19 protein-coding genes and 1 pseudogene are annotated in these 17,475 nt (G+C 67.5%); 2 read left to right on the top strand and 18 right to left on the bottom strand.

Annotated features, from left to right (window positions below; translation table 11 throughout):
• Positions 1-76: 76 nt before the first annotated feature.
• The 6 genes and pseudogenes from ROSELON_RS11775 to ROSELON_RS11750 all read right to left on the bottom strand — a co-directional run bounded on the left by ROSELON_RS11775 (position 77) and on the right by ROSELON_RS11750 (position 6,983).
• Positions 77-1,087 (bottom strand): molybdopterin-binding protein, encoded by a 1,011-nt coding sequence (locus tag ROSELON_RS11775; RefSeq protein ID WP_025312583.1) that lies wholly within the window; start codon positions 1,085-1,087, stop codon positions 77-79.
• Positions 1,084-2,055 carry an XdhC family protein gene (locus tag ROSELON_RS11770; RefSeq protein WP_025312582.1) on the bottom strand — a complete coding sequence of 324 codons (972 nt, stop codon included), beginning with the start codon at positions 2,053-2,055 and terminating at the stop codon, positions 1,084-1,086. Before ROSELON_RS11770 ends, ROSELON_RS11775 begins: the two co-directional genes overlap by 4 nt.
• A gap of 119 nt (positions 2,056-2,174) precedes the next feature.
• The gene (locus tag ROSELON_RS11765; RefSeq protein WP_025312581.1) at positions 2,175-3,974 is read right to left on the bottom strand and encodes an OmpA family protein; all 1,800 of its coding nucleotides are present in this window, start codon (positions 3,972-3,974) and stop codon (positions 2,175-2,177) included.
• 154 nt (positions 3,975-4,128) lie between these two features.
• Positions 4,129-5,388: a vWA domain-containing protein gene (locus ROSELON_RS11760; RefSeq protein ID WP_025312580.1), complete on the bottom strand. Its 1,260-nt coding sequence runs from the start codon at positions 5,386-5,388 to the stop codon at positions 4,129-4,131.
• Between the two features lie 68 nt (positions 5,389-5,456).
• Complete coding sequence (locus ROSELON_RS11755) at positions 5,457-5,984, bottom strand: hypothetical protein (protein WP_051508405.1); 528 nt, start codon at positions 5,982-5,984, stop codon at positions 5,457-5,459.
• A 94-nt stretch (positions 5,985-6,078) separates the two neighbouring features.
• A pseudogene (locus ROSELON_RS11750) lies at positions 6,079-6,983 on the bottom strand (AAA family ATPase).
• A gap of 256 nt (positions 6,984-7,239) precedes the next feature.
• Here ROSELON_RS11750 and ROSELON_RS11745 point away from each other — a divergent pair.
• Entirely contained in the window at positions 7,240-8,157 is a 918-nt protein-coding gene (locus tag ROSELON_RS11745; RefSeq protein WP_025312578.1) for a hypothetical protein, read from the top strand.
• Here the strand turns inward: ROSELON_RS11745 and ureG are convergent.
• From ureG to ROSELON_RS11685, 12 genes are all read right to left on the bottom strand, one after another.
• Positions 8,154-8,768: an urease accessory protein UreG gene (ureG, locus tag ROSELON_RS11740; RefSeq protein WP_025312577.1), complete on the bottom strand. Its 615-nt coding sequence runs from the start codon at positions 8,766-8,768 to the stop codon at positions 8,154-8,156. The genes ROSELON_RS11745 and ureG overlap by 4 nt on opposite strands.
• A gap of 51 nt (positions 8,769-8,819) precedes the next feature.
• Positions 8,820-9,464: an urease accessory protein UreF gene (locus ROSELON_RS11735; RefSeq protein WP_025312576.1), complete on the bottom strand. Its 645-nt coding sequence runs from the start codon at positions 9,462-9,464 to the stop codon at positions 8,820-8,822.
• A 63-nt stretch (positions 9,465-9,527) separates the two neighbouring features.
• On the bottom strand, positions 9,528-10,034 hold the full coding sequence (gene ureE / locus ROSELON_RS11730) for an urease accessory protein UreE (protein ID WP_025312575.1): 507 nt from the start codon (positions 10,032-10,034) through the stop codon (positions 9,528-9,530).
• Complete coding sequence (locus ROSELON_RS11725; RefSeq protein ID WP_025312574.1) at positions 10,031-10,627, bottom strand: hypothetical protein; 597 nt, start codon at positions 10,625-10,627, stop codon at positions 10,031-10,033. Before ROSELON_RS11725 ends, ureE begins: the two co-directional genes overlap by 4 nt.
• A 3-nt stretch (positions 10,628-10,630) precedes the next feature.
• The gene (gene ureC / locus ROSELON_RS11720) at positions 10,631-12,340 is read right to left on the bottom strand and encodes an urease subunit alpha (RefSeq protein ID WP_025312573.1); all 1,710 of its coding nucleotides are present in this window, start codon (positions 12,338-12,340) and stop codon (positions 10,631-10,633) included.
• 16 nt (positions 12,341-12,356) lie between these two features.
• The gene (locus ROSELON_RS11715; RefSeq protein WP_025312572.1) at positions 12,357-12,857 is read right to left on the bottom strand and encodes a GNAT family N-acetyltransferase; all 501 of its coding nucleotides are present in this window, start codon (positions 12,855-12,857) and stop codon (positions 12,357-12,359) included.
• Positions 12,854-13,249: a carboxymuconolactone decarboxylase family protein gene (locus tag ROSELON_RS11710; RefSeq protein WP_025312571.1), complete on the bottom strand. Its 396-nt coding sequence runs from the start codon at positions 13,247-13,249 to the stop codon at positions 12,854-12,856. The genes ROSELON_RS11715 and ROSELON_RS11710 overlap by 4 nt, the downstream gene beginning before the upstream one ends.
• 1 nt (position 13,250) lies before the next feature.
• The gene (locus ROSELON_RS11705) at positions 13,251-14,081 is read right to left on the bottom strand and encodes a cyclase family protein (RefSeq protein ID WP_025312570.1); all 831 of its coding nucleotides are present in this window, start codon (positions 14,079-14,081) and stop codon (positions 13,251-13,253) included.
• 80 nt (positions 14,082-14,161) lie between these two features.
• On the bottom strand, positions 14,162-14,467 hold the full coding sequence (locus tag ROSELON_RS11700) for an urease subunit beta (protein ID WP_025312569.1): 306 nt from the start codon (positions 14,465-14,467) through the stop codon (positions 14,162-14,164).
• Positions 14,468-14,541: 74 nt separating this feature from the next.
• Entirely contained in the window at positions 14,542-14,844 is a 303-nt protein-coding gene (locus ROSELON_RS11695; RefSeq protein ID WP_025312568.1) for an urease subunit gamma, read from the bottom strand.
• A 24-nt stretch (positions 14,845-14,868) separates the two neighbouring features.
• Positions 14,869-15,705, bottom strand: a complete 837-nt coding sequence (locus ROSELON_RS11690; RefSeq protein ID WP_025312567.1) for an urease accessory protein UreD — start codon at positions 15,703-15,705, stop codon at positions 14,869-14,871.
• 86 nt (positions 15,706-15,791) lie between these two features.
• Positions 15,792-16,352: a hypothetical protein gene (locus ROSELON_RS11685; protein ID WP_025312566.1), complete on the bottom strand. Its 561-nt coding sequence runs from the start codon at positions 16,350-16,352 to the stop codon at positions 15,792-15,794.
• A 63-nt stretch (positions 16,353-16,415) separates the two neighbouring features.
• Here ROSELON_RS11685 and pyrC point away from each other — a divergent pair, with 63 nt between their 5' ends.
• Positions 16,416-17,459, top strand: a complete 1,044-nt coding sequence (gene pyrC, locus ROSELON_RS11680; protein WP_025312565.1) for a dihydroorotase — start codon at positions 16,416-16,418, stop codon at positions 17,457-17,459.
• Positions 17,460-17,475: the final 16 nt, after the last annotated feature.

The following is a 17,475-nucleotide window of genomic DNA, read 5'->3' as shown; positions in this document are numbered from 1 at the left end:
CGTGGGACAAAGGGTAGCACGCCCCGCCCCGTGTCCAGATCACAGATGCGCGGGGGCGGTTGTGCGCCAGCGCGCGTCAGCGGGGTTTCGGGCCGTCCCTTGGCTGCGGACGCGACGGGATTTCCTTGAGCAAGCCGCCCACCCCCATGGCGGCGATGTCCGCGTCGGTGACGGGGTATCCGCAAATCACGCGCTCCAGCACCCAATCGGCCCCGTTCAGCGCCGGGCTGCGCGCACAGCCCGGCAGACCGATCACCGGCCGCGCGCCGATCTCGCCCAGAAACAGCAGGTTGCCCGGATCGACCGGCATCCCGAACCGGATCAGCCGACCGCCCGCGCGGCGCATCCCCATCGGCGCGACATCCGCGGCGTCCGAAGTGGCCGAGCCGGTGAGGACAAGGGCAAGCCCGGTGTCGAGCCCGGCAAGGGCGGCCGCGATCGCTTCGGCCTCGTGGGCGACATGCACCACCCTGTCCAGCGTGACGCCCAACGCCTCCAGCCGGCCCCGAACGGCGGCGATGCCCTTGGCGTCGGGTTTCTGCGGCGCATCGGCGACATGGGTGACGATCAGCCCGGCCGAGCGCAAGACCGGCGCGATCCGGCGCATGGCCCCGGCCCCGGCGGCGCAGGCCGCGCTCAACGCCGCCTCCGACACGGCATAGGAAATGATCTTGACGGTGCCGACCATGCTGCCCTCGGACACGCGGGCCAGCGGCGGCAGGGTGGCCAGCGTGACCATCGGATCGATCCGGTTCAGCGCATGGATGTCCGCGACGTTCAGATCGACGATCCCCGGCCCCGTGGCGCGGATGTTCACCCGTCCGGTAAAGGCCGGATCGAGGCGCAGGCCCGCGGCCTCCGGCACGGGCACCAGCGCCCGGGCCAGACGCAGCGCGGCCGCGTTCTCGGGCACATCACCGGGGTCCAGCCGGGCAATCGTCACCTGCGTCAGACCGGCCCGCGCAAGATCCGCCACATCCTCGGCGGTCAGGGCGTGCCCCTTTTTCAGACGCCGGGATCCGACCGTCAGACTGTAGGCAAGCAGCCCGCCCTCGGCCTGATCCAGCGCGACCGCCCCGAACCTCATCCCTGCCGCAACCTTTGGGTGACCTCGGCCAGGATCGACACGGCGATCTCGGCCGGGCCACGCGCACCGATATCCAGGCCGACGGGGGCGTGGATGCGCGCGATCGCGTCCTCGGCAAAGCCGGCTTCGGTCAGGCGGGCCACGCGCTTGGCATGGGTTCGCGTGGACCCGAGGCACCCGAGATAGAACACATCCGAGCGCAGCGCCCGCTCGATGGCCGGATCGTCCAGTTTCGGATCATGGGTCAGGGTCACAACGGCCACGCGCGGATCGAGCCCGAGGGCATCCAACGCCTCGTCGGGCCAATCCTCGACAATGGTTTCGCCGGGAAAGCGCGCCGCGGCCCCGAACGCGGGCCGCGGATCGACCAGCACCGGGTCATAGCCCGCCAGCCGCGCCATCGGCAGCAGCGCCTGGGCGATATGCACCGCACCCACCACGACCATGCGCAAGGGCGGGTTATGGATGTGGATGAAGGTCGCGCCATCGTCCTCCATCCCCGAACGGTCCATGCGAAACCTGTCGGGCCAGGCATCGGCGGCGTCGAGCCTGCGCGTGCCGCGCGCGGTATCCACAACATAGGCCACCGGGCAGCGCGCGGCGCGGGCGGCAACGAGATCTTGCAAAAGGTCCACGGGCAGTGCGCCGCCAACGGGTTCCAGCCAGACCCGGATGCGCCCGCCACAGGCCAGTCCGACGGCAAAGGCCTGATCGTCGGAGACCCCGAATTCCAGCATCTGCCCACTGTCGTCGCCCACGGCCTCCATCGCCTCGACCACTACGGCGCCCTCGACGCAGCCGCCCGAGACCGACCCCTCCATCTCACCGTCACCGGAGATGACCAGCTGGCTGCCCACGGGCCGCGGCGCGCTGCCCCATGTCTCGACCACGGTGGCCAGCACCGCCCCCTTGCCAGCGCGGTGCCACTCCAGCGCGATCTCGGGCATGTTCTCCAGATCGTGGGCCATGATGCACACCTCCCTGCCCTTCACCCTAGCCGGGCCTCGGCGGTGCGCAAGTGGACAGACAAAACCCCGGCGCGCGCGGGGCGCGCCGGGGCCTTCCGGTCATGAAACGGGTGCAGCGATCAGTCGGCGCGCGCCACTTGCAACAGCGGCGTGATCCGGCGCACGACGACCCGGCGATTGGCGCGTTCGGCCTCGGCGGTCGAGATGCGCAGATCGCTTTCGCCATAGCCTTGCAGCACCATGTTCGCGGGTGAAACGCCGAAATACTCGGTCAGCGCGCGGGCCACCGTTTCGGCGCGGCGGTCGGACAGGGTGAGGTTGCTCACGGCGCTGCCCACGGCATCGGTATGCCCTTCGATCAGGAAAACCTCGCCGGGGTTTTCCTCGATCAGGCCGGTCATCAACTGCCCGAGGTCGAACAGCGCCTCGGCCTGTCCGGGCTGGATCGCCGCCGAGCCGGTCTCGAAGGTGATGTTTTCGACCTGAACGGCCGGGGCCAGATAGCGCACGCGCTCGATCTGGCGCACCTGGTTGAGGGAAAAGCCACGGTCGATCGCCGCCTGCTGCATCAGGGCGGCGCGCAGGGCGTCCTCGTTGCCCGGTTCGATGCGCGGGGCGGCCGCGCGGTCGGGGTCGGGCAGCGCGGCGACATCGACGGGCGCGACCGCGACGGTATCGTCGAACAGGACGGTTTCGCTGCCGTCGGGCGAGATGACGATACGCTTGACCACGCGCGCCTCGGCGTTGCGGATCGTGACGACGGTCGCGCCATCGGGCTGGCGCACCTCGGTCTGGCTGGAGCCATCGGCATAGCTGCGCGTCGTCACCTCGGCGCCGGGTTGGCGCAGGATGGCGTCATCGTCGCGCAGCACCTGCAGGTTGCCGTTCGGGTCCTGCACCACGACACGGTCCGGGGCGCGACTGACGACCTCGCGATTGCCGTTCAGAAGTGCGCCGATGACAACGGCACCGGCGGCCCCCAGCACCGCGCCCTCGAGGAAACCCGGGCCATCATCGTCGCGGTTGCGCCCATCGGTGGCGGCTGCCGGGTCGCCCGTCTCGGCGAAATCCTCGTCCGAGCGGCGCGCGGTTTCTTCGGTCACGGTCTCGGTCGTTTCCTCGACCGCCTCGGCCGCGTCGGCACCGGCCATGGTTTCCTCGGCGCTGCCAGTGGCGGCTTCCTCGGCGGCGAGGGGCGTTTCGGGCAAGCCGGGGGTTTCGGGCGCGAGTTCGACCTCGATTTGCGCGTCGGCCTCGGCCTCCGCACCGTCGCCGTTGCCGGTTGCCGGCTCCTGAGGCGTTTCTTCGGGGGCGCCCCCGGTTTCGTCGGCCATGTCGGGGCCGGGTTCGGACACGTCCTGCCCAAGCGCCTCTTCGATCTGCTCGGGCGAGTCCACGGGGCCGGCATCGGGGCCTCCATCCTCGGCCTCGGGGGCGGGCTTTCCTGCGGGCTCCTCTGCGGTGTCGGCCTCCTCTGCGGTGCCGGGCGCTTCGGCAGGGGTGGGCGCGTCCGGTGCCTCGACGGGTGCGGCAGGTTCGACCGGGCGCGGCTCGGGCGCGGCGCTCTCTTCGGGGGCCGCGGTCTCGCGATCCGGCGCGGTCGCCTCTTCCGGCGCCGCGTCTGCCGGAGCCACCTCGTCCACGATCTGTCCTGCGCTGTCTGCGGCGTCTTCCACGGCCTCGCCCACGGCCTCGGCCCCGCTTTCGACCGCCTCGCCCGCAGTGTCTAAGGCCTCCTGTGCCCCGTCCAGCAGGCCCTGCGCGGCCTGGGCCGCGCATTCCTCGGGCGACAGACCCGGCGGGCATTCCAGGACATCCCCCGACGGCGCGGCCTCTTGCGCCGCCAGCGGCAGCGGGGCGGGAAGGCTCAACGCAAGGCTGGCCACAAGGGCGGTGGTGGTTGTCAGATTGCGGCGCATGGGCCCTCCGATCGTCTTGTTGCGATTGGTCGGTCAACGCGGCGGCCCGACGGGCAGTTCCCGCGGGCCGCGCAGCCCTAGGCGCCATAGGCGGGGTTTCGCGCGTTGCGGCATGCCCGAGGGGCCGGGCCATGCGCCGATGCCAAATGCGACCCTAGTCCGCCAGCAGGGCCATCAACCGGGCCTTTTCGCCCATGTCGTCCGGGCGGCTGATCGCCTCGGCCAGACCGGCGAGGGCGGCGATGTTGTGACCGGCGCGGAAGGCGTCGACATGGGGCAGCATGGCGCGGATGCCCGCGGCCTTTGGGGCGAACCCCTCCCATCGCAAGAGCGGGTTTACCCAGATCACGCGCCGCGCACTCAACTGCAGCCGCTCCATCGCAGCCGCCAGCCGGTCGGGCTCGTCGCGGTCCAGCCCGTCGGTGATCAGCAGCACCACCGCCCCCTGCCCCAGAACGCGGCGCGACCAGTCGCGGTTGAACGCCTCGAGGCACGACCCGATGCGCGTGCCCCCCTCCCAGTCCTGCGCCTCGGCCCCGGCGGCAGCCAATGCGGCATCCACGTCGCGCTGCGCAAGATGACGGGTGATGTTGGTCAGTCGCGTCCCGAAGGTGAAGGCATGCACCCGCGCCCAGCCTGCGCCCTTCTGGTTGGCCACCGCATGCAGGAAATGCAGCACGGCGCGGCTGTAGGACGACATCGAGCCCGAAATATCGCACAGGCACACCAGCGCGGGCCAGCGCGTGCGATGGTGTTTCGTGCTGAACTCCATGATCTCGCCGCCGCGCCTGAGCGAGCTGCGCATGCTCGCCCGCCAGTCGGGGCTGCGGCCGCGATGCGCGGGGGCGGTCCGCCGGCTTTTCAGCGGTTTCACGGCCAGGGTCATGCGCGCCAGCATGCGCTTGGCCTCGGCCATTTCGGCCAGCGACATCTGCTCGAAATCCAGCGTTTTCAGGCGCTCTTCCCGGCTCATGGTCAGGGTGGCGTCCACCTCGATCTCGGTGCCCTGGTCCTCGGGCTGGTCGATCTCGGGGGCATCCTGCGCCACGCCGTGCAAAAGGGCCTCGGCGGCCCGTTTCTCGGCGGGTTTCGCGGTGCGGTCCTCGGCCACGCCGCGCACGGCGGGCAGCATCAAGGACATCATATGTTCGAGGAACCGCGGGTCGCGCCAGTATAGGCGAAAAAGCTGGTCGAAGGCGTGCCGATGCTCGGGGCGTGACGTGAAACACGCCTGAAGCGTGTAGTAGAAATCGGCCCGGTCGGTGAAGCCCGCCGCCTCGACCGCGCGGATGGCGTCGGCCACGCGCCCCGGCCCGGCGGGCAGGCCGGCGTTGCGCAGCGCCCGCGCGAAATGGGTGATGTTGCGCACCAGTTGCGGGCGTTCGGGCAGATCAAGGGGGGCAAGCTCGGCCATGAAGGAAAACAAGAAGGCCCCGCGCCGCCCGCGTCAAGCGCGACGGCGCGGGGCCGGGACCAAAGCGATCAGTTCAGCGAGTATTCGGTCACGTAAAGCGTGGCGGGATTGTTGGACGAGCGGTTATAGCTGCCCGTCCAGATGTCGTATTGTCCCGTCAGTGGTTGGAAGAAAGTGATTGCTGAATTGGTACCAATCCCCGGGAAATCGTCGTTGTAGTGCCACGACCCGTCCGGTGCGTTGATCAGCAGGACGGTATCGACGTTCGAGCGCGCCTCGAGCACGAAGGACAGTTGCCCCGTGGGCGAGGTGCCGCCGGTATGCGGGTTGCGGTTGTAGAACAGGCGAAAATCGGGGCGCGTCACGACATAGCCGCGTCCAACAAAGGGGCGGCAATTCGCGAGGTTCACGCGCCCGCCAGCCGTCAGGTTGCGCACATAGGGATCGGGGACGAATCCGGCATTCAAGCTATACGAACCAAAGACAGTGGGGTTGTTTGTGCCTGGGCAGGATTGCGCCTGCACGTCCTGCGCCGTCCAGCCCAGCATCGCGGCCATCAGGACGATTGCCGCCGACATTCTGGTGAGAAACTGCATGATCTTGGTCCTTTACCGTCAAGGTTGAAAACACTTAACCAAGCCCTTGCTCACCATGTCAAAAGAAACCGCCTGCAAGGCGGGGTTTCCCGCATCAGGCCGGGCCGGCCTCGGCCTGCAGATCGTCGAGCAACCGCTTGGCCTCGGACCCCTGCAATTTCTGGATGTCGTCCTGATATTTCAGAATCGCCCCCAGCGTGTCGGCGATCACCTCGGGGCTGAGTTCGATCACATCCAGCGCCAGCAGGCATTTCGCCCAATCGATGGTTTCGGCCACGCCGGGGCGTTTGAACAGATCCTCGGTGCGCAACCTCTGCACGAACCCCACCACCTGCTGCGACAGGGCCTGCGAGGCCTCGGGGACACGGGCGGACAGGATCGCCATTTCGCGTGCGATATCAGGGTAATCGACCCAATGATACAGGCAGCGCCGTTTCAGCGCGTCATGCACCTCGCGCGTGCGGTTCGAGGTCAGGATGACGATGGGCGGCTCGGGCGCGCGGATCTGCCAAGCTCGGGGATGGTCACCTGGAAATCGCTCAACGCCTCCAGCAGGAAGGCCTCGAAGGGCTCGTCGGTGCGGTCCAACTCGTCGATGAGCAGCACGGGCGGGCCCGCCGGGTCAGGCCGCATCGCCTGCAAAAGCGGGCGTTCGATCAGATAGTCGGGGCCAAACAACTCGGCCCGCAACACATCCTTGTCGGCGCTGCCCTCGGCCTCGGCGGTGCGGATCGCCATCATCTGCGCGGCGAAATTCCACTCGTAGACGGCGCTGGAGGCATCCAGACCTTCGTAGCATTGCAACCGGATCAGGCGGCGCCCCAGCGCGGCGGCAAGGGCCTTGGCGATCTCGGTCTTGCCGGTGCCCGCCTCGCCCTCGAGAAACAGGGGCCGTCCAAGGCGCAGCCCGAGGAACACCACCGTGGCCAGGGCGCGACCGCAGACATAGCCCTGGGCGCCGAGCACCTCCTGCACCTGGTCAATGCTCGCTGGTCGCATGCCGCTTTCCTCCCACGTGGTTCGCCGTCGCCGGCCGTGGCGCCCATCAAGGCCGCCGCGCGCGGTTGGGTCAACCCCGCTTGGCCAGGACCTGGGTCAACCCGGAAACGCCGGAACGGTCTGTTTCCGGGTTGATCCGCAATCGACACAGTCTGCCCACAAATCGACAAACCCTTTCCATACGGGTCGGGCATTCAACGGTCGCATCGCCCGTGGCACGTTGCCGGGGCGGGTCTTGAAAAGGTATGAGTGTCAGATGCAATCCGTTTCCGAACCCGAGGCAGAACAATTGCCGCGTCACGGCATGACGCGGCCCGAATGGATCGCCCATCTGTCGCAGGTGGGCGCCGGTCATGGATTTCTCGAGCGGATCGGGGCGCGTCATCTGGGCCTTTTCGTCGAGGAAGGCGATACGCTGCTGATCTCCTTCGACCGGGCCGAACGGGTCTATGCCGACAGCGCCGATGGCATGCCTGCCGGGTTCGAAATGGTGCCTCGGCGCGAATGGTCGTTCCTGTCGCTGATGTCCATCGGCCGGGCGGGGTTTCGCGACGCCGAGATCCACGCCTTTTTCGACCGTCTCGTCGATGAGGGCGTGTTCGACAGTTTCGAGAGGGTGCTGTTTCTGGGGCTTGGCCCGGCCAATGGGCATGCGGCCTGCGCCTATTCCGCCGCGGCCCCGGGGGCCCGCGTCATTGCCAGCCGGCCGGCGGCGCGGATCGGCAAGGCCGGCGCGGCGGCCGAGCGCTATGGCAATGCGCCGGCCCTGCTGTCGGCCTGCGAGGCCGCCGTGCTGATGCATGATCCACGCGAACCCGGCGGTCGCGCCAATGCCGAGCTTTTCGCGGATGCCAAGGTCACGCAGGTCAGCCTGCCCTGCACGGCCCCCGATCTCGAGGCGACGATCCTGGATGCCGAGCTACTGTCACCGATGTTCCGGGCCATGGCGAACCTGCGCCTCGATGCGGCGCGCCTGCGCGAGATCCTGCGGCCGGTGCTGCGCGCCAATGGCGATTACCTGATGCGGCTGGCGACGCAGGCGCGGCGCTCGGGCCATCCCCGGCGCGCCGCCGCGATCGCGCGCCATGGCATGACTGCCACGGGCGAGGACAGATTTGCGGCCCTGCTGTCGGATCTGGGCGTCGACGACCGGCCGAACGCGGCGACGGGCTAAAGCCCGCCGGCCTCTTGCAGAAAGGCCACCACCTCGTCCACTCCGCGGCCATCGCGCAGACTGGCCATGACGAAGGGGCGCGTGCCGCGGGCCACCTCGGTGTCCGAGCGCAGCAGGTCGGGATCGACGCCGACATGGGGGGCCAGATCGAGTTTGTTCACGATCAGCAGGTCCGAGCGCGTCACCCCCGGCCCTTTCTTGCGCGGAATATCCTGCCCCGCGGCGGTGTCAATCACATACAGCGTCAGATCCGCCAGTTCGGGCGAGAAGGTCGCGGCCAGGTTGTCGCCACCGGATTCGATCAGGATCACGTCCAGATCGGGAATCCTTTCGCGGAACTCGGCCACGGCGGCCAGATTGATCGAGGCATCCTCGCGGATCGCGGTATGTGGGCACCCGCCGGTTTCGACCCCCTTGATCCGGTCCGCCGGCAGCGCCTGCGCGCGCAGCAGGAACTGGGCATCCTCGGAGGTGTAGATATCGTTGGTGATCACCGCGACCGAATAGGTATCGGCCATCGCCCGGCACAGTTTCTCGGTCAGGGTCGTCTTGCCGGCCCCGACAGGCCCCCCGATGCCCACGCGCAGCGGACCATTCACAGTTTTTCCCATCGCCTCATCCCGACTTTCCGTTTCAATCCTTCGCCGCCTCGATACCGCTGTTCAGGTTCTGTAAATCCGGACCTCCTGGTCCTCATGCTCCATCGCGGCCAGATCGGCCCCGAAACAGGCCGCGCCAAGGTGATCCTCGATCCGGTCGGGATCACAGGCGCAAAGCCTGTCGGCCAGCTGCATGATACGCGGCTGGAATTCCGCCAACATCTGTTGCCCCACCGCCTGCCCAAGCGGCACGAAGCGCACGGCGACCGACACGAGGTTGGCGGCAAAGCCCTGCAGGAACAGGGACAAGACCGATTTTCGGGGCAGATCAAGGCCCCGCGCGGCCAGACCGACGGCCACCGGATAGGGCCGTGCCACCCCATCGCCGCGCCCAAGCCCCGCGACCGTTTCGGCAAAGGCCGCGCCCATCGCGCGCGTCTCCTCCCACCGTTCGGCCGAGCCGGCCATCGCGCGCGCCAGATCGGCCATCGCGTCCGCGTCGCGCCCGGCCAGAACGCCCAGCAGAATCAGGGCATCATTGCGGCCTGCCCCGGCCTCGAGCACCGTCGCGATCCACTCTGTCGCGGTGCGGGCATCATGGACGCGGCCTGCGGCGATATCGGCCTCGAGCCCGTGCGAATAGGCATAAGCCGAGACCGGAAAGGCCGGCGACAGCCATTGCGTCAGATGCAGCAGATCGTCCGACATCATCGCGCGCCCCGACGCCCTGCGCCGCGCAGGCGCGGTCGCCGCATGCGGCCCGGTTCGGCCTCAATGCGAATGATCGTGCCCATGGTCATGTGCGTGGTCGTGCCCGTGTTCATGCCCGTGATCATGGCCATGCGTGCGGCCGTGACCATAGGCCCCGCCCTCGGGGGTGAACGGCTCGGACACCTCGCGCAGACGGGCCCCCAGCCGTGAAAGCATGTCGGCGATGACGTGATCGGGCTGGATCAGCAGGCGACCGGCCTCGATCTGGCAGGGTGTGTGGCGATTGCCCACATGCCAGGCCAGGCGCGGCAAGTCCGGGCCGGTGACCTCGAGCAGCGGTTCGACCGCCGCCTCGACGGCGATCTCGCCGCCATCGGCGGTCAGCAGGACCCCGCCGTGATCCAGCGACACGGTTTGCGGTAGGTCCACAAGCACCCGTTCACCCCCGGCGGTCGTCAGGACCTTGCGCCGCAAGAACCGATCCTCGTAACTCAGCACCACCCGGTCGGCGGGCGTGCCATGCGCATGGCCATGATAGACATGAGCCGTTCTCAGATCCGAGGTCATCTTACCGCTCCGATCGAAACATAGCGCATCATGTCCCGCGCCTCGCCCACGCCCCAGGCCCCGACCGGCGCGATGCCAAGCTCGGGCAGGTAGTGCAGCAATTCGCCATCGCCGTCATAGCGCACCTCGATCGGGATCATGCGATAGCTGCAGGCCCCGATGACCAAACGTGTTTCAGCCTCGAAGCGCATGTCGTGCCGGGTTTCGTCCACGCCGGTCGAATCCTCGGCACGGACCATCGCCGCCCAGCCTCCGCCCGGTTGCGGCTCGGGCATGGCGCCGGGCGGCAAGGGATAGGTGTAGGTGGTTCGCGTTTGCAGGTCGGGCATTCCATTGACCAGATCCTGCGTCTGGATCAGGTAAATGCCCTGCGCCAAAAGGCTTTCGGCGGCGCTGCCGGGCGAGCCAGGCGCATCGAACACGGCGGTGACGAGGTTCGGCGCGACTTGCCGATAGGTCTCGACCGCCCCATCCGCATATCGAATTTCGATCCCGCCCGCGAGGTCGCCGGACTTGGGGCAATCGGCAAGGGCGGCGATGGGCAGGCAAAAGCAGGCCGCCGCAAGGGCCGGGGTCAGGATGTTCATCATCATGCCTCAATACATGAAATAGCGCTGCGCCATGGGCAAGGTTTCGGCCGGCTCGCAGGTGAGCAACTCGCCATCCGCCCGTACCTCGTAGGTTTCGGGATCGACCTGGACCGTCGGTGTCGCCCCGTTGTGGATGAGGTCGGATTTGCGCACGGTGCGGATGCCCTCGACCGCGACGGTTTCCTTGGCCAGCCCAAGGCTCTGGCCAATCCCCGCCGCTTGCGCGGCCTGGCTGACGAAGACGACCGAGGACCGTTCCACAGCACGCCCGAAACTGGCGAACATGGGCCGCGACCAGACCGGCTGTGGCGTCGGGATCGAGGCGTTGGGGTCGCCCATCTGCGCCACGGCGATCGACCCGCCGACCAGCACCATTTCCGGCTTCACCCCGAAAAACGCCGGGGTCCAGATCACCAGATCGGCGCGTTTGCCCAGCTCGACCGAGCCGATCTCGGTGCTCATCCCATGCACGATGGCCGGGTTGATCGTGTATTTCGCGACGTAGCGTTTGACGCGGTAATTGTCGTTGTCGCCCTGTTCCTCGGGCAGGCGGCCACGCTGTTTCTTCATCTTGTCGGCGGTCTGCCAGGTGCGGATGATGACCTCGCCCACCCGGCCCATGGCCTGACTGTCCGACGCCATGACGCTGAACGCGCCCATGTCGTGCAGGATATCCTCGGCCGCGATGGTCTCCTTGCGGATGCGGCTTTCGGCAAAGGCGACATCCTCGGGGATGGATTTGTCGAGGTGGTGGCACACCATCAGCATGTCCAGATGCTCTTCCAAAGTATTCACAGTGTAGGGCATCGTCGGGTTCGTGCTGGAGGGCAGGATGTTCTGATATCCCACGACCTTCATGATATCAGGGGCATGGCCGCCCCCCGCCCCCTCGGTATGGAAGGCGTGGATGGTGCGGTCGCCGATCGCCCTCAGCGTGTTTTCCACAAATCCACTCTCGTTCAGCGTGTCCGTGTGGATCATCACCTGCACGTCCATGTCATCGGCCACCGACAGGCAGCAATCGATGGCGCCGGGCGTGGTGCCCCAATCCTCGTGCAGTTTCATGGCGCAGGCCCCGGCACTCACCATTTCGACCAGTGCCTCGGGGCGCGAGGCGTTGCCCTTGGCCGACAGCCCGAGGTTCACCGGGAAGGCGTCGAAGCTCTGCAGCATCCGCCCGATATGCCACGGCCCCGGCGTGCAGGTGGTGGCGAGCGTGCCATGGGCCGGGCCGGTGCCGCCGCCCAGCATCGTCGTGATGCCGGAATGGATCGCGTCGTCGATCTGCTGCGGGCAGATGAAGTGGATATGCGCGTCAAAGCCCCCCGCCGTGACGATGCGCCCCTCGCCCGCGATGGCCTCGGTCCCCGGTCCGATGATGATGTCGACATTCGGCTGGGTATCGGGGTTGCCCGCCTTGCCGATGGCGGCGATGCGCCCGTCTTTGAGCCCGATATCGGCCTTGGTGATGCCGGTATGGTCCACGATCAGCGCATTGGTGATGACCGTGTCCACCGCCCCGCCCGCGCGGGTGACCTGAGACTGCCCCATGCCGTCGCGGATCACCTTGCCGCCGCCGAATTTCACCTCTTCGCCGTAAGTGGTCAGGTCACGCTCGACCTCGATGATCAGGTCGGTATCGGCCAGCCGCACCCGGTCGCCCGTGGTGGGGCCATACATGTCGGCATAGGTGGTGCGGGGGATACGGGTGGGCATTCAAGTCTCCGGTCGGTCAAAGCGTCATTTGGAGGTTCACAAATCGCGCATCGCTTCCGTGATACGGCGTGAAGCCAACAGAGCGATAAAGGGAAATTGCGGCGGTCAGAAACGGCATGGTTTCCAAGGTCATGCGCCGAAAGCCCATAGTCCGGGCTTCTTCCAGGATCGCATAGCACAGCTTCCGGCCAAGGCCGGTGCCCCGCGCCCTCTCGAAAACGTACATCCGGTTCATTTCGCAATGGGTTGCCGCCTTGCGGCTCAGCATAACGACGCCAAGCGGTTGCTCTGTTGAAGCGGCAAGCAAACACGCACCATTGGGCGGGGCGAAATGGCCCCCTAGATCCGCAAGTTCGGCCTCAACGTCATGGTTCCCAAGATAGGCGTCGACCATAGCATCAGCGTCGCGCGAATACGTGCGGAGGGCCGCGAAATACGTGCGCGTCAGATCTGCGGCGGCCTTGAAATCCGCGGGTATCGCGGCGCGCGCGATGGTTATGGCCGAGGACTCGATCACGCCTTGAACACCTCGTCCACCTCGACCTGCATCGCGGTCACCAACCCGTTGGTCTGCATCGCGGTGCCGATCACGGCCAGCAGTTCCATATGCATCGCGTCGGTCATGCCCTTGGCCTTGGCCTGCGCGGTGTGGGAGTGGATGCAGTAGGTGCAGGAATTCGCCACCGAGACGGCGACATAGATCATCTCCTTGGTCAGCGGGTCCAACTCGCCCGGGCCCATCAACACCTTCAACCTGTCCCAGATCTCGCGCAGGCGGGCCGGATCATGGGCCATCGCACGCCAGAAATTGTTGACGTAATCCGTGCCCCTCAGGGCACGGATCTCGGCGAACACCTCTGCCGCCTCGGGCGACAGGTCCTCGTCACGCAAAAGGGGCACGGTTCCCATATCAGGCCAGCCCCATGATCCGGGCCGGGCCGCCGGTGCCGCCGCGCACCTTGGGCGCGCCCACCATGAGCGTGCCACCCGAGGCCGGCATGGCATCAAGCCCTGCAAGGCATTCGATGCCGTAGCGCCCCGCCGGCAGCCATGCGTAATGCGTGGCGAAATCGGCCGAGGGGCCGTGATCGAGCGACAGGGTGTCGACCGCGATGCAGGCCGCGTTGGTTTCCTCCAGCAACATCTGCGTCGCCTCGATATGGAAGCCGGGGAAATGCAGCGACCCGCCGCGCGCGGCATCCGCGCCCCGGAAGTCATCGGTGCCCACCTTGTCGGCCCAACCCGAATTCATCGCCACGCAGGCCCCGTCGGGGATCTCGCCATGTTCGGAAATCCACGCGGTCAGGTCGTCAGGCGTGACCTGCGTATCGCGATCCTCGGCCGCGCGGGCGCGGATGTCGATCACACAAAGCGGACAGGCGAGGTTTTCGACCGGGATCTCGGCCACCGATTGACCATCGGCGGAAAAATGCAGCGGCGCGTCGATATGGGTGCCCGTGTGCTCGTTTACCGTCAGGACATAGAGGTTATAGCCATTCTCGGCGAAATCGAACTGCTTGTCGTAGGATATGCCGGGCACACCGCCGAAGGTCGGAAACTCCTCGGACAGCTCATGCGTCATGTCCATCACTGTGCGCGGGGCCTGCGCAAAGGCCTGTTTGGGTGCCACAAGGCCGCCGCCCGCAGCGGCCCCCGCGGCCACGGCCGCGCCCCCCTTGAAGAAATTGCGGCGCGACAGCATCCGCTCCTTCACCTTGTTCATCACGCAAATATCGCACATGGCACGTCACTCCCTTTCGTGGTTGTTGCCGTTCGGTCTTGCCGCCGATCGGGCTTGCCGTCTGTCCCGCCTCGCCGTGATCAGAGCCCTCCCTGTACCTGTTGGTTGAAGCCCCAGACGGCGCGCGCGCCGCCATAGGGGACCAGTTGCACCTCGCGCGTCTGGCCCGGCTCGAAGCGCACGGCGGTGCCGGCGGCGATATCAAGGCGCATGCCGCGCGCCGCGTCACGGTCGAAAGCCAGCGCGGCGTTGGTTTCCGCGAAATGGTAATGGCTGCCGACCTGAACGGGGCGGTCGCCGGTGTTCGAGACCTCGAGCACCAACGCCTCGGCGCCTGCGTTCAACTCGATCTCGCCGGGGGCGGTCATCACTTCGCCGGGGATCATGGGTGGCCTCCGGCGGGCGCGGTATGGATCGGGGTCGGCAACATCGTAATGGCTCCTTTGCGCGGCACCATGGCTCAGCGAATGGGGTGATGGACGGTCACCAGCTTGGTGCCATCGGGAAAGGTCGCCTCGACCTGCACGTCATGGATCATATCGGGCACCCCCGCCATGCACTGATCGGCGGTCACCACATGGGCGCCCGCCTCCATCAGGTCGGCGACCGAGCGGCCGTCGCGCGCGCCCTCGACCACGAAATCGGTGATCAGGGCGATCGCCTCGGGGTGGTTCAGCTTTACGCCGCGCAGCAATCGGTTGCGCGCCACCATGGCGGCCAGGCTGATCAGCAGCTTGTCTTTCTCGCGGGGGGAGAGGTTCATCGCATCAGGCGTCCTTTGTCGTCGTCATATCTGCCAGACCCGCGGCACCGGCCGGTTCGTCAGGGTCGTGATGGCCTGTGCAAGGGCGATCCGCAGCCTGTGCGCATCGCGCGACTGGAACCGGGCCGTCAGACGCCCGTCCCAGGCCGAGGCCGCCGCGCGCACAGGGCCGTCCGCAGGCAAGGCCGCGCGCAGCCGGTCCAAGCGATCCCCTGCATTGGGGGCCATCAGCGTGAGGGTGGCCAGCGCTACAGCCCCGTTCAGCCCCGCCACGCCGGGCCGCGCCAGGTCCTCGGGGCCCAGACGGACGACCTCCAGCATGTCAAGGCGTCCTCCGCGCCGGACGCTGCGATGATCTTGTAGCAGAACCTGCGACAGCCGCTCGCCCATCGCCGCGCGGCCCAGGACCAGGGTTTCCAGCATCACCAGTTCGGCATCGGCGGCCATGTCGACCGTCAGGCGCCGGTCGATCGCCGCGCCGTCGAACAGGATCAACTCTTGCGGCAGCCAGTCCAGCACCGCCCCCGCGCCAAGGGTCAGCCGCGTCGCGACCCGTCCGTTGCCCGAGGCCGCCCGATAGGCCCGCTCGGCGGTTTGCGTGGTGCCGACGGCCCGCGCGCCCGCGCCGATCTCCAGTTCATACGCGAGGCGGTCGCCCCCGGTGATCCCGCCGGATGTATTCAGAAACACTACCTCGGGCGCGCGGCCATGCATGCGGGGCAACATGGCCTTGGCGCAGCCCGCCTGAGCCAGGTCCCGCAACCGCGCCGCCGGCCCGCTCCCCAGACGCACCGCCGCGCGACCCCGGGCGCGTTGGTGGCCGGCACGGCAGGCCGGATCGGTATCGGCAAGATCGAACATCGTGCCCCGAGCCTAGGCACCCGCCGGGCGACAAGGCAAGCATCCGTCCGTGCGGGCCTGCTTCTCTGGCAAGAAATGCCCAAGAATCAGGCACTCTCAGGCGCTGCGGTCGATCTCACCGATAAGATCGGACAGCGCGACCCGGCCCGGTTCGGCGCGCGGGCTGTTGGACAGCGCAAAGCTGGCTCCGACGAAGACCGCCACAAGGCCGACACTGCCCATGACGACCGCGCCGGCGAAATCGCCCTCGGTTCCCAGGACGACGCCGCCAGCAAAAGACCAAGCCCCACCAGCCCCATCGCCCCGCCCACCAGAAACATGCCGATCCGCGCGCCCCCGACATGACCCAGCCGGACCTCGACTTCCGGGCGCGCCTGGGCCAGATCGCGCAGCAACCTGTTCATGTCATGGAAAAACGCGTGCTGCTCGGGCGGCGTCCCCGTCATCGAGAGCATCGCCTCCTGCGTCGAAAACTTGAAGCGAAAGGTGGTGAAGGAGACACCGCGCGAGCTTTGGACGGTGAAGGACAGCTCGACAAGATCCGACCAGGGCAGCCATGGTCCATCGTCAAGCGACATCCCCTCGGCATCATGCGCGACGCGACGCGCCGGACGCGCGGGGGCCGGACGAAAACGGAAGCTTGCCATTCCCCTCTCCTGTGGCGACACGCGCTTTGCACCCTCACGCACTATGGTGTAGCGCATCTGACCATGACAACTTCATTGACGATCCGCCGCCCCGACGACTGGCACCTGCACCTGCGCGATGGCGCGATGATGCAAGCTGTGCTGCCCGAAACCGCGCGTCATTTCGGCCGCGCGATCATCATGCCGAACCTCGTGCCGCCGGTGGTCACGGGCGACGATGCCCGCGCCTATCGCGACCGCATCATGGCCGCCCTGCCCGGCGACATGACGTTCGAGCCGCTGATGACGCTGTATCTGACTGAGGCGACGGACCCCGCCGATGTCGCCGCCGCCCATGCCGACGGGTTGGTGCATGCGGTCAAACTCTACCCCGCCGGGGCGACGACGAATTCCGCCTCGGGCGTGCGCGATTTCGACAAGGTCATGGGCGTGCTGGAGAAAATGGCCGAGATCGGCCTGCCGCTCTGCATCCATGGCGAGGTGACGACCCCCGAGGTCGATATCTTCGACCGCGAACAGGTCTTTCTGGACACCGTGCTCGAGCCGCTGCGCCAGCGCGTGCCCGAGATGAAGGTGACGCTGGAACACATCACCACCAGCCATGGCATCGACTATGTCGCGGGCGCGGACGGCGATATCGCGGGCACGATCACCACGCATCACCTGATGATCAACCGCAACCACATCCTGGTGGGCGGGATCAAGCCGCATTACTACTGCCTGCCCGTGGCCAAGCGCGCGACCCATCAGGCCGCGCTGCGCCGTGCCGCGACCTCGGGCAATCCGCGCTTCTTCCTCGGGACCGACAGCGCGCCCCATGCCGATGAGGCCAAGGAATCGGCCTGCGGCTGCGCGGGGTGCTTCACAGCGACCAATACGCTCTCCTGCCTCGCCCATGTGTTCGAGGAGGAAGGCGCCCTCGACAAGCTGGAAGGCTTTGCCTCGCTTTTCGGGCCGGCGCGCTACGGCCTGGCCCCACACGACGCCACCGTGACGCTGCAAAAGCGCGACGCGCCCGCCGCCTACCCCGACAAGATCGACACCGGCGCGGGGCCCGTGACCGTGTTCGACCCCGGCCACCCGCTCTACTGGCATGTGATTGCCTGATCTCAGGACTGACGCG

The organism is Roseibacterium elongatum DSM 19469 (assembly GCF_000590925.1).
GTDB lineage: Bacteria > Pseudomonadota > Alphaproteobacteria > Rhodobacterales > Rhodobacteraceae > Roseibacterium > Roseibacterium elongatum.
Note: the sequence above shows the minus strand (reverse complement) of the source record. Positions and strands in the feature narration are given on the sequence as shown.

Bases quoted from the DNA above. Each gene is read 5' to 3' on its own strand.
- ROSELON_RS11765 (WP_025312581.1), bottom strand. From the start codon at position 3,974: ATGCGCCGCAATCTGACAACCACCACCGCCCTTGTGGCCAGCCTTGCG.
- ROSELON_RS11690 (WP_025312567.1), bottom strand. From the start codon at position 15,705: ATGTTCGATCTTGCCGATACCGATCCGGCCTGCCGTGCCGGCCACCAA.
- ROSELON_RS11685 (WP_025312566.1), bottom strand. From the start codon at position 16,352: ATGGCAAGCTTCCGTTTTCGTCCGGCCCCCGCGCGTCCGGCGCGTCGC.
- ROSELON_RS11705 (WP_025312570.1), bottom strand. From the start codon at position 14,081: ATGTGCGATATTTGCGTGATGAACAAGGTGAAGGAGCGGATGCTGTCG.
- ureE (WP_025312575.1), bottom strand. From the start codon at position 10,034: ATGACCTCGGATCTGAGAACGGCTCATGTCTATCATGGCCATGCGCAT.
- ROSELON_RS11755 (WP_051508405.1), bottom strand. From the start codon at position 5,984: ATGCAGTTTCTCACCAGAATGTCGGCGGCAATCGTCCTGATGGCCGCG.
- ROSELON_RS11745 (WP_025312578.1), top strand. From the start codon at position 7,240: ATGCAATCCGTTTCCGAACCCGAGGCAGAACAATTGCCGCGTCACGGC.
- pyrC (WP_025312565.1), top strand. From the start codon at position 16,416: ATGACAACTTCATTGACGATCCGCCGCCCCGACGACTGGCACCTGCAC.
- ROSELON_RS11710 (WP_025312571.1), bottom strand. From the start codon at position 13,249: ATGGGAACCGTGCCCCTTTTGCGTGACGAGGACCTGTCGCCCGAGGCG.
- ROSELON_RS11725 (WP_025312574.1), bottom strand. From the start codon at position 10,627: ATGATGATGAACATCCTGACCCCGGCCCTTGCGGCGGCCTGCTTTTGC.
- ROSELON_RS11770 (WP_025312582.1), bottom strand. From the start codon at position 2,055: ATGGCCCACGATCTGGAGAACATGCCCGAGATCGCGCTGGAGTGGCAC.
- ROSELON_RS11695 (WP_025312568.1), bottom strand. From the start codon at position 14,844: ATGAACCTCTCCCCCCGCGAGAAAGACAAGCTGCTGATCAGCCTGGCC.
- ROSELON_RS11760 (WP_025312580.1), bottom strand. From the start codon at position 5,388: ATGGCCGAGCTTGCCCCCCTTGATCTGCCCGAACGCCCGCAACTGGTG.
- ureG (WP_025312577.1), bottom strand. From the start codon at position 8,768: ATGGGAAAAACTGTGAATGGTCCGCTGCGCGTGGGCATCGGGGGGCCT.
- ROSELON_RS11700 (WP_025312569.1), bottom strand. From the start codon at position 14,467: ATGATCCCCGGCGAAGTGATGACCGCCCCCGGCGAGATCGAGTTGAAC.
- ROSELON_RS11775 (WP_025312583.1), bottom strand. From the start codon at position 1,087: ATGAGGTTCGGGGCGGTCGCGCTGGATCAGGCCGAGGGCGGGCTGCTT.
- ROSELON_RS11735 (WP_025312576.1), bottom strand. From the start codon at position 9,464: ATGTCGGACGATCTGCTGCATCTGACGCAATGGCTGTCGCCGGCCTTT.
- ureC (WP_025312573.1), bottom strand. From the start codon at position 12,340: ATGCCCACCCGTATCCCCCGCACCACCTATGCCGACATGTATGGCCCC.